14 protein-coding genes are annotated in these 12,899 nt (G+C 51.4%); 6 read left to right on the top strand and 8 right to left on the bottom strand.

The window, feature by feature from the left end:
- The first annotated feature begins 17 nt into the window (after positions 1-17).
- Genes thiD through NX720_RS12955 form a run of 4 tightly spaced genes read left to right on the top strand, consistent with a single transcriptional unit; the run spans position 18 to position 3,343 of the window.
- On the top strand, positions 18-851 hold the full coding sequence (gene thiD / locus NX720_RS12970; RefSeq protein ID WP_262601516.1) for a bifunctional hydroxymethylpyrimidine kinase/phosphomethylpyrimidine kinase: 834 nt from the start codon (positions 18-20) through the stop codon (positions 849-851).
- Positions 851-1,618: an ABC transporter ATP-binding protein gene (locus NX720_RS12965; RefSeq protein ID WP_262601515.1), complete on the top strand. Its 768-nt coding sequence runs from the start codon at positions 851-853 to the stop codon at positions 1,616-1,618. Before thiD ends, NX720_RS12965 begins: the two co-directional genes overlap by 1 nt.
- Complete coding sequence (locus tag NX720_RS12960) at positions 1,615-2,355, top strand: ABC transporter permease (protein WP_262601514.1); 741 nt, start codon at positions 1,615-1,617, stop codon at positions 2,353-2,355. The genes NX720_RS12965 and NX720_RS12960 overlap by 4 nt, the downstream gene beginning before the upstream one ends.
- A 40-nt stretch (positions 2,356-2,395) precedes the next feature.
- Entirely contained in the window at positions 2,396-3,343 is a 948-nt protein-coding gene (locus tag NX720_RS12955) for an ABC transporter substrate-binding protein (protein WP_262601513.1), read from the top strand.
- A 70-nt stretch (positions 3,344-3,413) separates the two neighbouring features.
- On the opposite strand, the gene NX720_RS12950 is transcribed toward NX720_RS12955, so the two are convergent.
- Positions 3,414-3,806, bottom strand: coding sequence for a cupin domain-containing protein (locus tag NX720_RS12950; protein WP_262601512.1), 393 nt, complete (start codon positions 3,804-3,806; stop codon positions 3,414-3,416).
- Positions 3,807-3,979: 173 nt separating this feature from the next.
- Between NX720_RS12950 and NX720_RS12945 the strand changes: the two genes are divergently transcribed.
- Positions 3,980-5,440, top strand: coding sequence for an SLC13 family permease (locus tag NX720_RS12945; RefSeq protein ID WP_262601511.1), 1,461 nt, complete (start codon positions 3,980-3,982; stop codon positions 5,438-5,440).
- A gap of 165 nt (positions 5,441-5,605) precedes the next feature.
- Here the strand turns inward: NX720_RS12945 and udp are convergent, their stop codons facing one another.
- From udp to lptM, 7 genes are all read right to left on the bottom strand, one after another.
- Positions 5,606-6,376, bottom strand: coding sequence for a uridine phosphorylase (gene udp / locus NX720_RS12940; RefSeq protein WP_262601510.1), 771 nt, complete (start codon positions 6,374-6,376; stop codon positions 5,606-5,608).
- A 97-nt stretch (positions 6,377-6,473) separates the two neighbouring features.
- Positions 6,474-7,544: a hypothetical protein gene (locus NX720_RS12935; RefSeq protein ID WP_262601509.1), complete on the bottom strand. Its 1,071-nt coding sequence runs from the start codon at positions 7,542-7,544 to the stop codon at positions 6,474-6,476.
- A 59-nt stretch (positions 7,545-7,603) separates the two neighbouring features.
- Positions 7,604-8,524 carry a tyrosine recombinase XerC gene (gene xerC, locus NX720_RS12930; protein WP_262601508.1) on the bottom strand — a complete coding sequence of 307 codons (921 nt, stop codon included), beginning with the start codon at positions 8,522-8,524 and terminating at the stop codon, positions 7,604-7,606.
- Positions 8,524-9,267 carry a DUF484 family protein gene (locus NX720_RS12925; RefSeq protein WP_262601507.1) on the bottom strand — a complete coding sequence of 248 codons (744 nt, stop codon included), beginning with the start codon at positions 9,265-9,267 and terminating at the stop codon, positions 8,524-8,526. The genes xerC and NX720_RS12925 overlap by 1 nt, the downstream gene beginning before the upstream one ends.
- Positions 9,264-10,094, bottom strand: coding sequence for a diaminopimelate epimerase (dapF, locus tag NX720_RS12920; protein ID WP_262601506.1), 831 nt, complete (start codon positions 10,092-10,094; stop codon positions 9,264-9,266). Before dapF ends, NX720_RS12925 begins: the two co-directional genes overlap by 4 nt.
- 35 nt (positions 10,095-10,129) lie before the next feature.
- A complete protein-coding gene (gene lysA, locus NX720_RS12915) occupies positions 10,130-11,380 on the bottom strand; it encodes a diaminopimelate decarboxylase (protein ID WP_262601505.1) in 1,251 nt (416 codons plus the stop codon).
- 61 nt (positions 11,381-11,441) lie between these two features.
- On the bottom strand, positions 11,442-11,546 hold the full coding sequence (gene lptM, locus NX720_RS27140; RefSeq protein ID WP_404831092.1) for an LPS translocon maturation chaperone LptM: 105 nt from the start codon (positions 11,544-11,546) through the stop codon (positions 11,442-11,444).
- A gap of 844 nt (positions 11,547-12,390) precedes the next feature.
- Between lptM and NX720_RS12910 the strand changes: the two genes are divergently transcribed.
- Entirely contained in the window at positions 12,391-12,810 is a 420-nt protein-coding gene (locus NX720_RS12910) for a hypothetical protein (protein ID WP_262601504.1), read from the top strand.
- Positions 12,811-12,899: the final 89 nt, after the last annotated feature.

The following is a 12,899-nucleotide window of genomic DNA, read 5'->3' as shown; positions in this document are numbered from 1 at the left end:
AGGAGTAAACCGGACCGATGATAACTGATAAAACCCTTTCCACTCCCATTGCTCTGACCATTGCCGGATCAGACAGCGGTGGCGGTGCCGGCATCCAGGCTGACCTGAAAACTTTCTCGGCTCTGGGTGCTTACGGCTGCAGTGTGATTACCGCGCTGACTGCCCAGAACACCCGGGGTGTTCAGGGAATCTTCGACGTTGACCCTGCCTTCATTAAACAGCAACTTGATTCGGTGCTGTCCGACCTTGATGTCAAAGCCGTGAAAGTCGGTATGCTCAGCCAACCGGAAGTGATTGAAACCGTTGCTGAACGTATTGAGCATTATCAGGTAAAGCGCCTGGTCGTTGATCCGGTGATGGTGGCTACCAGCGGTGACGCTCTGCTGCAACAGGACGCGATTCAAACCCTGAAAGAGGTTCTGATCCCGAAAGCCTCCCTGATTACCCCCAACCTGCCCGAAGCCGCTGTCCTGCTGGGTCAGGACAAACCGGAAAGCACTCAGCAGATGCTGGACATGATCGAGCCCCTGCTGAAGCTGGGCGCCAAAGCGGTTCTTCTGAAAGGTGGTCATCTGACCGGTAACCAGATAGAAAGAGGCAAAGCCGTAGACTTTTACCACGATGGTCAGTCTCTGCATCGTCTGGAATCGCCCTGGACTGAAACCGGCAACACCCATGGCACCGGCTGCACCCTGTCGTCTGCTATTACAGCTTTGATCGCTCAGGGCTTTAGCATGGGCGAAGCGGTTCAGGGCGGTAAAGAATACATCGCGGCAGCCATTGCCAAAGCAGACGATTTAAACATTGGACAGGGCCAGGGCCCGGTACACCACTTCTACCGGAACTGGTGATGTTTGACGTTATTATTAAAGATGCCTCACTGTCGTACGACAAAAAACCTGTTTTTGAAGGACTGAATCTAACCCTCAAAGGCGGGCAGTGGACCTGCCTGCTTGGAGGCAGCGGTGTTGGCAAAACCAGCCTGCTGCGGTTTATTGCCGGCCTGAACGCCAGTAGCCGGGACGCTTCCGTTTCAGGTACTGCCCTGTGTCAGGATGGTGTTGAGCTGAACCAGCGCATCGCCTGGATGGCACAGCAAGACCTGTTGCTGCCCTGGTTTTCGGTTCTGGACAATGTCACCCTTGGACAGCGTCTGCGTAGCTCGGTATTCCGTCGCCAGAAAATATCGCCTGAACATCTGAAAAAAGCGAAGGATATACTCAGCCGGGTAGGTCTCAGTGATAAGGAGCAGGAGCTGCCACAGAACCTTTCCGGAGGTCAGCGACAACGGGTAGCCCTGGCACGCACACTCATGGAAAACCGCCCGGTGGTGTTGATGGATGAACCCTTTGGCGCTCTGGATGCCATTACCCGGCTAAACCTTCAGGATCTTGCCTGCGAACTGCTGCATAACCGCACAGTACTGCTGATCACCCACGACCCCCTGGAAGCTCTGCGCCTGGGGCATCAGGTTTACCACCTGCAAGGACACCCTGCCCGGTTGACTGACCCCATTATTCCTCCCGAAGCAATACCCCGTTCACTGGACGACAGTCAGCTGATGTCCCTGCATGGTCAGTTGCTGGAGCGACTACGTCATGAGGAGGCTGCCTTATGATACGCCCACTGATTGTTGTACTGGGATTGCTGCTGGGCTGGGAAGCTCTGGTTCAGTTACTGGAAATACCCGGTTATATCCTGCCCGGACCAACAAAGGTGGCCCTCAGCCTGCACGACAACGCCAGCCTGCTCTGGGATAACACGCTGGTCACCATGACTGAGATGCTGCTCGGTCTGGGTCTTGGCGTCAGCTTTGGTGTTCTGCTGGCTTTGCTGCTGGTCTATTTCACCAACCTGCGGCCATGGCTGCTGCCGTTACTGCTGATTACCCAGGCCATCCCGGTGTTTGCGCTGGCTCCCATTCTGATGCTCTGGTTTGGCTACGGGCTGGCCTCCAAGGTGGTGATGACCATCCTGATGATTTTCTTCCCGGTGGCTACCTGCTGCTATGACGGTTTGCGCCACACCGACAAAGGGTGGCTGGAAATGTCACGCACCATGGGCGGCAACGGTTTCGCCATTCTCCGTTACATTCGCTGGCCTGCGGCTCTGCCTGCCCTGGCGTCGGGTTTGCGGGTGGCGGTGGTGGTGGCTCCCATTGGTGCGGTCGTGGGGGAGTGGGTCGGTTCCAGTGCCGGACTGGGTTATATGATGATGCAGGCTAATGCCCGACTCTGGGTAGACCAGATGTTTGCAGCTCTGGTGGTTTTAGCCATCTGCACCGTCAGCCTGTATTTCATTACTGATCACTTACTGAAAAAGTGGATTCCCTGGCAAACGGAAACTGCCCGGTAATCCAGCCCATAAAAACAGAAAGACCATTAGGATTTAAAACGTGTTTAAACGACTGTTGTCATTCATGCTGATCATGTTGCCAATACTGGCAAGCGCAGCTCCGGTTGAGAAAACCAAAGACCTGACCCTGATGCTGGAGTGGTTTATCAACCCCGATCATGCCCCAATTATTGTGGCGCAGCAGAAGGGTTATTTTGAGCAGGAAGGCCTCAACGTCACCATTCAGGAGCCCGCTGACCCGAACCTGCCCCCCAAACTGGTGGCAGCAGGCAGTGCCGACATTGCAGTGTACTACCAGCACTCCCTGAATTATGCCGTAGATTCAGGGATTCCTCTGGTCTGGGCCGGCACTCTGGTGGCCACCCCTCTGGATGGGCTGATTGTTCTGGAAGAAGGCAAAATCAAAAACCTTGAAGACATGAAAGGCAAAACCATTGGTGTCAGCACCAACGGTAACCGCAAAGTACTGCTTGATACCCTGTTCAAACCTCATGGTTTTGGCTACGACGACATTAAAATTGTTAACGTTGGCTGGAACCTGTCGTCTTCACTGATGACCGGGCGGGTTGATGCCATCATCGGTGCATACCGTAACTTCGAGTTAAATGAACTGATTCTGTCGGGTAGTAAAGGCAAGATGTTCTATTACGAGGAGAATGGTATTCCACCTTACGATGAGCTGATTTTCATTGCCAACCGGGATAAGCACGATAAAGAAGCCATTCGTCGTTTTCTTCGTGCAGTTGAGCTGGGCGCACAGTTTATTGCCAACAACCCGGACAAAAGCTGGGAAATTTTCAGGGACTCCAATCCCCGCCAGCTGGATAATAAGCTGAATAAACGTGCGTGGTTTGACACCATTCCTTACCTGGCGCGTCGCCCTGCGGCAAAGGATACAGGTCGCTATCAGCGAGTAGCGGATTTTCTGTATGAAAACAAAGAACTGAAAAAGCCCCAAAAAGCAGAAGATTTGATGATCTCCCTGTAAAGAACAGCCCCTATCGCAGTCTCAGCCCGCAATAGGGGTACACGTAAAAAATCAACACAGATCAGAAAAATTATTTGGGTGGAGCAAAGTCCTCAGCATGCTCCCTGTGTGCGATATAAACGGCTTCTCCATCGCTTTCCCCATCAAAATAAACGGTTACGTCCGGAGAGAACAGGATGATATCCCCGGTCTCTGCCGTGTACTTTTTACCGTCTTTATCTCGAATAACAATTTTGCCTTTTGTGATCACTTTGAACTCAACACTGTCGTACGTATACTCAAACCCTTCCCCCGGACTCATGATAAAATGTCCTACCGACAAAGCATTTTTGTCGCTCGTTACTGTCTGCTCTGACATGTTGCCGCTCAAACCCGTAACATTAAACAACTGACTCAGGTCGTTCATTTTTACTGAACCGGCCTTGATGATGGATATACCGGGTTTGCTGGTTAATGTACTCATACCTGATCTCTACTATTACAAAGAACAGGGTCAAAAGAGACCCAGTCAAAAAGTATAAGCATCAGCTTGCAACTGCACCGATAAATTTTATCCTTACCACTATTGACCCAGGTCAACAAACCACACTTCCATTTCAGCACACTAGGGGGCACAACAATAAATAGGAGGTTTGCATGACAACAGCCACTTCTGCCTTCACCCGCAGTGCACCCGGATTGTCCTACTGGGTATCTCTCTTTACTGGCCCGATTATTCTTTTTCTCACCATTATCACACCGCCACCCCAGGGAATGACCCAGGAAGCCTGGTATATGGTAGGCGTCGCCACCTTAATGGCAGTCTGGTGGGTCTCGGAAGTGGTGCCTATACCAGTGACAGCCCTGACCCCCATTGTTGTGGTGCCACTGCTGGGCATTGCCAGCATTCGGGAAGTGACTGCCCCCTTTGCCAACCCAACCATCTATCTGTTCTTCGGTGGTTTTATGCTGGGCGTGGCAATGGAGCGCTGGAATCTGCATAAACGTATCGCACTGAGAATCATGCTCGCTACCGGGGTGAAGCCAAGCCGTCAGGTGGCTGGCTTTATGGTGGCAACCGCTTTCCTGAGTATGTGGGTATCCAATACCGCTACCAGCGCCATGATGCTGCCTATCGGCTTGTCGGTGGCTGCAATGATGAGCGGCTCCGAAGAGAACAAGGCGCGTTTCGCCAAAATGCTGTTGCTGGCCATTGCCTATAGTGCCAGCATTGGCGGACTGGCTACCCTGATCGGTACGCCACCCAACGCTTTGCTGGCGGCTTTCCTGAATCAAACCTACAACATTGATATTGGTTTTGCCCAGTGGATGATGGTGGGACTTCCCATTTCTTTTATGATGCTCGTAGCCACCTGGCTCTGGCTGACCAAAGTCAGCTTCAAAATAGACGACACCGAAAGTCCTGATGCGCGCAAAGTACTTAAAGGACAACTGGACGAACTGGGACCGATAACCCGTGGTGAAAAAACCATCGGCATTATCTTTGCCCTGACCGCTCTGGCATGGATTTTCCGTCCACTGCTGAAAGGTTATATTCCGGGTCTGTCCGATGCGGGGATTGCGATTGCAGCGGCTATCAGCCTGTTTATCGTTCCGGTCAACCGGGATGAGCGCATTTATGTCCTGACCTGGGACAAAGCCCGTGAAATCCCCTGGGGCGTATTGCTGTTGTTTGGCGGTGGCTTAACACTGGCAGCCCTGATCAAGTCTACCGGTCTGGCAAGCTGGATTGCCGATGCCATGAGCATTGTTGGCGGCCTGCCGATTCTGCTGGTGGTGGCTTTTGTGGTTACCGTGATTATTTTCCTGACCGAATTGACCAGCAACACGGCCACAGCCGCAGGCTTCCTGCCTTTAATGGGGGCTTTGGGCGTGTCCCTGGGCATAGACCCGGTTCTGTTGACAGTGCCTGCCGCCCTGGCAGCCAGCTGTGCCTTTATGATGCCGGTGGCAACGCCACCTAACGCTATTGTTTTCGGTTCGGGCAAGCTGGAAATTGTCGATATGATCAAGGCCGGGTTTGCCCTGAATATTATTGGCATTATTCTGGTGACACTGACGGGCTATTACCTTGCCTCCACGGTACTGATTCAATAACCTGCCGGGCTATTGGCTATTGGCTATTGGCTATTGGCTTTTGGCTTTTGGCTATTAGCTGTTCATACAGCCAACCACCAAAAGCTAATAGCCAACAGCAGTATATTCTAACCTTCAGCTCCCCTTAATCTGCATGGCCTTTTTTTATAGTCATCAAACCACCTGCTACTCTCTGCTTAATAGCAGGCCAGCCGCCTTCACCACCACTCTGACCGCCCTGGCTTCTGCCTCTGCAATTTTTGATTCATCAGGAATTTCCTGACGTGTCCGGTTTACGATCACAGCGGCTACGCAACCGGCTTTCAGCCCTGAGGCGGCACACATGGTCAGCAGCGTTGCCGACTCCATTTCATAGTTCAGGACACCCAGCGCCTGCCACTCTTCCATGGACCCACGGAAACGCCGGATAACATGCCCGGTAACGGTGTCGTAACGCTCCTGCCCCGGATAAAAGGTATCGGAGGAAGCGGTTATTCCCACCTGGTAATCAGCAGACTCTGAACGAACGGCAGACACCAGGGCTTCGGTACATTCAAACGAGGAAACCGCCGGAAATTCCATCGGCGCAAAATGTGTGCTGGCACCATCGAGACGAACAGAGGCATTGGTGACAATAAGACTTCCGGGCTCGATAGATTCCTGAATCGCCCCTGTTGTCCCCACCCGCAGAAACGTTGTAACACCCAGCTGAGCCAGTTCTTCTACGGCAATAGACGTTGATGGCCCACCAATGCCAGTGGAACAGACGACAACCGGCTTACCATTCAGTTCGGCCAGCCAGGAGGTGTATTCTCGCACGCTGTGAAGAAACTTCGGGTTATCCATCTGGCTGGCAATGCGCTCAACTCTTGCCGGATCACCGGGAACAATGGCTAACTCTGCACCCTGCAACTGGTCGCGGGTAATTCCAAGGTGAAAAACGTTATTTGCAGGCATCTGACAGACTCCTTTGGAGTGTTATCGATGCTGAAGAGTATCACAGGTATTTGAGATTTCTGCATTGCTGAATATCGACGACAACAGCAAAATGAATTCAACGGCTCTGCCCCTGAAAGACTTCCTTCAAAAAGGCTTTGTCCTGACTGAAGAGCTGGTGATAGTTCTGGCAGAAACGTTCTTCATCCGGCTCAAGCAGTACTTCCACAGAAGGCGCTATCCCTTTTTCCCATGCAGGCAGGTCAATACCATGGATACGACAGATCGTATTGGTCAGCATCTCTGTAATGCCCCCGCTGCCCCGGTGCGTCGGTGCCAGATGAACATACCACCAGTGAATTCTTGGAATAACCGTTAAATCACCCTTGAGCCCCTTTTCAACCAGGCTTTCAATATGCTCCATTACTCTGGAGATCAGTTTTTCATCCGTGTGAAGCCAGATGGCAGACTCTTTGTTTTCCCCAACATAAAATTCATCTTTTTTGCCAAACCAGTCTTCAGACTCGCAACGACGATGCCGCTTTTTTCTTGGACAGAAAACATACTGGGTTAACGGGATGTCCTCATCACCAATATGCCCTTGAACCAGGCCATAACGGAGTGATTTAAGGTGCCCCCTGAATCGCTGCCGGAATAGCTGAGCCAGGTCAGAGTCATCCTCGTTAAGATAATTCTTGCCATCGTAAGGTAGCGACACAGCCCTCTCCATGCCGTAAAAATAATGTCCGGAATAAAGAAAGGTACTGGTTAGGATATTTTTTTTATCATCTCCGGAGCGATCCCGCCGTACACCAAAATCCTCTGCATCTTTCGTCTTTCTTTCCTGAGCGATCTCCCTTCTTTTCATTTCAAAAAAAGGTATCAGCTGTTTTGCTGTCCAGCCTTCTTCTATAACCCGTGTTTTCGCCTCTAAAACCGACTGCTCAAACAACTGGCTCCAGATACCAGAATTAAGGCCATCACCATAAAGCTTCCACTCTTGAACCGGTCTTTGCGCCAGATGCTTATCTGGAAGGCATAATGACAACTTGCAGGCATCCTGTTCCCTCGTATCGCGCACTTTTGTATCAGGCTCAACGATTTCAACAGTCGATAAGGAAGGTGCCTCCACAGACGTAACAGGAACAGGCGCCAGCCTGCCTGAAGGAAGTAAAGGTGATAAATCCATGAACAGCTCTTTTATGCGTTAATCCATTAATGGTTAGGACAGCCAGCCCCGCCAATGGTTCAATCTTTATCTTTTTTACGCCGGGCTCTTGGATGCGCCTTGTCGTATACATCCGCCAGATGCTGAAAATCCAGGTGGGTATAAATCTGGGTGGTGGAAATATCGCTGTGTCCCAGTAGTTCCTGAACCGCTCTCAGGTCGCCACTGGACTCCAGTAGATGGCTGGCAAAAGAGTGTCTTAACATGTGGGGATGAACAGACGTCGGCATGCCCTGTTCCCGTGCCTGTTGTTTGACCCGGTTCTGCACCTGTCGCTGGCTGATCCGTTCGCCCCGCTGCGACAGAAACAAAGCCTGTTCGTCTTTCACCGGCAGCATCGCCCTGGCAGACAGCCATAACCGAATGGCGGCCCTGGCTTTGCGTCCTACGGGTACGATTCGCTGTTTACTGCCCTTACCCAGCACTCTGACCCTCTGGTAATCCTCTTCAAAACTGCCAAGGTTCAGCCCTACCAGTTCAGACAACCGCAGCCCTGAAGAATAAAACAGCTCCAGCATGGCCTGATCCCTTAAAGTCAGCGGGTCGTTATCACAAGTCCTCAGCAACGCATCCATCTGATCGGTATCGAGGGTGACGGGCAGTTTTCTTGAGGCTTTGGGGGCAGACAGGCGTTTGGCAGGGTTATCTTCAACAATTCCCTGTCGGTTGAGATATCGAAACAGGCTGCGTACCGACGACAGCAACCGTTGCAGGCTTTTGCTCTGCAAACCGTTTTCATGCTGTTGCGCAAGCCAGAGCCTGAGACGCTTTTCAGAAATATCAGACCATACGCTGATCGTTTGTGACGTCAGCCAGTCCGAGAGTTTCTTCAGGTCACGACGGTAGGCTGCCAGCGTATGCCGGGAGCTGTTTTTCTCAAATTTCAGATAATCTAAAAAGGCATCTATATCTTTCTGTAAAGGGCAGCGCTGAGACGACATCAGAGAAACCGGCTCAATACACGACAGAGAACATCGCTTAAATAACCCAGAAACAGATTACCCATAGCAGCCCTGAAGTGATTTTCATCCCGACTGCCCAGCGCCAGTACACCAACAGAGTCGGGGAAATTCAGTGGCGACAGGGCGACAGAACCGATAGCCGGATGATCGTTCGGGAACAGAAACTCCAGCTCTTTCTCCGCCATACGGCCACACGCCACTTTCTGACCACCATTCAGGCTGACCAGCAGCTCACCCAGTACAGAATTGGCAACATCCGGGTTTGCAGTGCGAACCGGACTATCGACCGGTTGTTTGTTGAAAAGAATAAGGGCGTGAAACTCCACGCCGAAGTCGTTTTCCAGGCCGTCACGAAGCGTTTCCGTCACCTGCTCCAGATCGTTGCTCTCGATTAAAGCCAGAACCAGTCGGCGGGAGTTGTCAAACAAACGGTCATTGTCGTTAGCCACACGGACAAGACGGTTCAGACGCTGTTTCAGATCATCGTTACGATCACGCAGCAGCGCCAGCTGTCGTTCATAAAGGGATATGGCAGAACCGCGTTGATGAGGCAGGCTTAATGACATCAACAGTTCGTCCTGCTCCATAAAAAAGTCAGGGTTCTGCTGCAGGTAGTCAGCCACTTCCGCTGGCATCAGTTCAGCAGGCGGCTTCTCACGGGCACCCTTACGGGCAAGAGTGGAAGTGGTGGCGCTGGACTCCGGAGTGGCTGAATCGCTCATAAGCGTGTTTGTCCTTCAAATACTCGGGTGGCCGTTCCGGTCATAATAACCGAGTGACCTTCTCCCGACCAATGGATGTTCAGTGTCCCCCCCGGAAGGTTGACCCGAACCTCGTCACCCAGAAGCCCCTGCAAACGTCCGGCGACTACCGCCGCACAGGCACCCGTACCGCAGGCAAGGGTTTCACCCACCCCTCGTTCAAAGACCCTGAGGTTGATCTCGGCCTGATCCAGAACCTGCATAAAGCCGACATTACAACGTTTGGGGAAGCGACCGTGTTTTTCCATCACCGAACCCAGTCGTGCCACAGGCGTACGATTAACGTCGTCTACTTGTATAACCGCATGGGGATTGCCCATGGAAACGGCACTGATTTCAAACTCCTCACCGTCAATACGGAGGTCGTAAGTAGCGCGCTGTTCCTGCGCCCGGAACGGAATATCTTCGGGTTGCAGCCTGGGAACCCCCATATTCACTGAGACTTCGCCATTGGCATGAATAATCAGTTCAATATTCCCGCCCGCCGTCTGCACCTGAATCGTGTCGCGGCCAATCAGCCTTTTATCCCGCACAAATTTGGCAAAACAACGGGCGCCATTGCCACATTGTTCCACTTCGCTGCCATCGGCATTAAAAATACGATAACGAAAGTCCATATCCGGATCAGTCGGCGGCTCTACAATCAACAGCTGGTCAAAGCCAACACCAAAACGGCGGTCTGCCAGTCGACGGATTTTGTCCGGAGGCAAACGCACCGACTGGGTGACCATATCAACCACCATAAAGTCATTGCCCAGTCCATGCATTTTTGTAAAGTGTAACAGCATAAAAAACTCGTTCTGTCCTTCCGGTAACTCACTGGCTATTCAGGCAACAGGCTTTCGGGTGCCAGCTGGTCTGCAATGGTTTCACGGCGTCTGACCCGATGCGCCTGATCACCATCGACCATGATTTCAGCACAGCGGTTACGGCTGTTATAGTTCGAACTCATGCCAAAACCATAAGCCCCGGCCGATTTCACAGCCAGAAGGTCACCTTCCACTATTTTCAACGCCCTGTCTCTGCCAAGAAAGTCACCGGTTTCACATATTGGCCCTACAATATCGCAAACCAGCGCCTCTTTACTATCATCAGGCTCTACCGGCTCTATGCCATGCCAGGCACTATAAATAGAAGGGCGCAGTAAATCGTTCATGGCCGCATCCACCACGGCAAAGTTCTTATGGTCGGTGCGTTTGATCAGCTCTACCCGAGTCAGCAGAATCCCCGCCTGTCCGGCAATGGAACGACCGGGTTCAACCACCAGTTTCAGGTTCCGCCCATGCAGCCGGGCTTTAACGGTATTCAGGTAATCCGATGGGGTTGGCGGCGTTTCATCGTTGTAGGCAATGCCCAGACCGCCACCAATATCAATATGTTTCAGCTCAATGCCCTGCGCTTGCAGATCGTCCACCAGCAGCAATAACCGGTCCAGGGCATCAATAAAGGGTTCACCACGGGTCAGCTGGGAACCGATATGGCAATCCACTCCGGTTATTTCAATATTGGGCATCCCAGCGGCTCGCTGATAGACCGCCAGCGCCCGATTGATATCAATGCCAAACTTGTTGTCCCGCAATCCGGTGGAAATATAAGGATGGGTTTGTGCGTCAACATCGGGATTGACCCGCAGTGAAACCGCGGCTTGTTTATTCATGGATTCTGCTATCTGCTGAATCCGATCCAGTTCGGTTTCAGACTCAACATTAAAGCAATGCACGCCCACTTCCAGGGCGCGCTGAATTTCTTCACGCTGCTTTCCTACCCCTGAAAACACCACTCTGCCAGGGTCGCCACCAGCCGCCAGAACCCGTTCAAGCTCGCCCACGGAAACAATATCAAAGCCTGCTCCCAGACTGGCAAGAAGGTTCAACACCGCCAGATTGCCATTGGCTTTTACCGCATAGGCGATCAGGTGAGGAACATCGTGTAAAGCCTTCCGATAAGCTTTATAACCCGCTTCCAGCCCGGCACGGGAATACACATAAGCGGGGGTGCCAAACTCTTCAGCGATACGTGACATTGCCACCTGTTCGGCATGCAGCGCACCATCACGATAGGAAAACCAGTTCATGAATCTGTCTTATCTCTTGTTCGTTCAATGACTGCTTCAGGCGCCGTGTCTTCTCTGTGCTTTATTGTGGCGTGAGCGCAGGGGCAGAAGCGTTTTCCGGCAGGTAGAGGTCACCTTTCTGCCCACACCCTGCTAGCAGGAAGGTACAGAAAACCAGTATGGTCATTACCTTCGCTGTTAATTTAAAAGCTACTATCATTCATTGTTCTCCGGGGGCTTCTGTAACAATAAGATTATCTGGTTGCCAACCACAACAGTATAACTATGGAACCCGCCCGGACTCTAGTACATCATTTCAATGACTATGACTTGTTGCGTAGGCTGGGAAGAACGAAATGCTTGTGCACTTTAGGGTAACTCACAACACGGTGAATAACATTGAGCTCCCGTGTTGGGAGTCGTTGCACTCTTCCCAACCTACAAGTCAGACATAATGAAGCGATGTACCAGGAATAATCTTTCCTTCGGAGCCTTTAATGAAACATGCTTTTTTAGTTATACCTCTCTTTTTTACAGCACTTTTTATGGCACCTTCAGGCCATTGCCATTACCGAAATTATTTAATTATCGAACCCCGGCCGGACAAAAAGGGCGTGCGCATTGTGGGAGGCCTGCGCATTGATGACGATCATAGAGCCTGTTCAGTGTTAATGCTAGGGATAAACAACACCTACCGGATGCTGGCATTTCGTTCCTTTATCGTAGAAGGAAAGATTAGAGTTTCAATTATGTCTATAGGTTCCCGCTATCAACGGACTTTTGAAAGTAATACAGAGCCCCTTCCTTCATCCCTTATAATCGATACCTTCCTTAAACAGGTTCGTCATTCATTTAGCTGGGTTCATTATCCGAAGAGCGAGAGCTATATTCCGTACACTTTGCCCCCTTTACACGAAATACCGACAGAGTCCGGGTCTGTTGACGGGGTATCAATAAGGCCGACAATCTCTTCACCATTACGTCATGGTCACTCTAGTGAGCATACCGATTTATCCACAAGAGGCATGTATATGGTAAGGGGTCTGTACAGCCACGGCTTGCCACTTGCGGCTTTTCATATGAACGACGCCAACCTTATGAAAGCGATTCACTTAACCCTGGTTGCCCTGATACAACCCGATATAAAGAATGGCCCACGGCTTTGCCAGAAAGTAAGACTAGGCTATAGGATTTTGCCACTGATACAGCTGGAAACTGGTAGTGGTCATAATAAATCGAAAAAAAAATCAAAACCAAAAGTCTATCAACTCAGAGACATAGCAACCGGTCAGGAAATCAGCGTTACTGTACTATCAGATATAGACTTGACGATTGATAATCAGGAGCAGCCATCTGAAAACAACCCGGACTGGGAACCAGTGAATAATCGCCAGTCAGGCCGGAGAGGCCAGGAGGATGATAATCCGGGCTGCTCGCACTGGTCGTCCTGATACGCTGACACTCTTCGCCCGATTGCACCCTGAAGAGATAAAGGCGAGATTTTACGACGAAATTGACAACTCCCATCGACAAACCCTGA

The sequence above is a fragment of the Endozoicomonas euniceicola genome (assembly GCF_025562755.1).
In the GTDB taxonomy this organism is placed as follows: domain Bacteria; phylum Pseudomonadota; class Gammaproteobacteria; order Pseudomonadales; family Endozoicomonadaceae; genus Endozoicomonas_A; species Endozoicomonas_A euniceicola.
This window is presented reverse-complemented; position numbering and strand designations above follow the sequence as displayed.

Bases quoted from the DNA above. Each gene is read 5' to 3' on its own strand.
- xerC (WP_262601508.1), bottom strand. From the start codon at position 8,524: ATGTCGTCTCAGCGCTGCCCTTTACAGAAAGATATAGATGCCTTTTTA.
- NX720_RS12925 (WP_262601507.1), bottom strand. From the start codon at position 9,267: ATGAGCGATTCAGCCACTCCGGAGTCCAGCGCCACCACTTCCACTCTT.
- NX720_RS12910 (WP_262601504.1), top strand. From the start codon at position 12,391: ATGGTAAGGGGTCTGTACAGCCACGGCTTGCCACTTGCGGCTTTTCAT.
- NX720_RS12950 (WP_262601512.1), bottom strand. From the start codon at position 3,806: ATGAGTACATTAACCAGCAAACCCGGTATATCCATCATCAAGGCCGGT.
- NX720_RS12945 (WP_262601511.1), top strand. From the start codon at position 3,980: ATGACAACAGCCACTTCTGCCTTCACCCGCAGTGCACCCGGATTGTCC.
- thiD (WP_262601516.1), top strand. From the start codon at position 18: ATGATAACTGATAAAACCCTTTCCACTCCCATTGCTCTGACCATTGCC.
- NX720_RS12965 (WP_262601515.1), top strand. From the start codon at position 851: ATGTTTGACGTTATTATTAAAGATGCCTCACTGTCGTACGACAAAAAA.
- dapF (WP_262601506.1), bottom strand. From the start codon at position 10,094: ATGCTGTTACACTTTACAAAAATGCATGGACTGGGCAATGACTTTATG.
- NX720_RS12935 (WP_262601509.1), bottom strand. From the start codon at position 7,544: ATGGATTTATCACCTTTACTTCCTTCAGGCAGGCTGGCGCCTGTTCCT.
- lysA (WP_262601505.1), bottom strand. From the start codon at position 11,380: ATGAACTGGTTTTCCTATCGTGATGGTGCGCTGCATGCCGAACAGGTG.
- udp (WP_262601510.1), bottom strand. From the start codon at position 6,376: ATGCCTGCAAATAACGTTTTTCACCTTGGAATTACCCGCGACCAGTTG.
- NX720_RS12960 (WP_262601514.1), top strand. From the start codon at position 1,615: ATGATACGCCCACTGATTGTTGTACTGGGATTGCTGCTGGGCTGGGAA.
- lptM (WP_404831092.1), bottom strand. From the start codon at position 11,546: ATGACCATACTGGTTTTCTGTACCTTCCTGCTAGCAGGGTGTGGGCAG.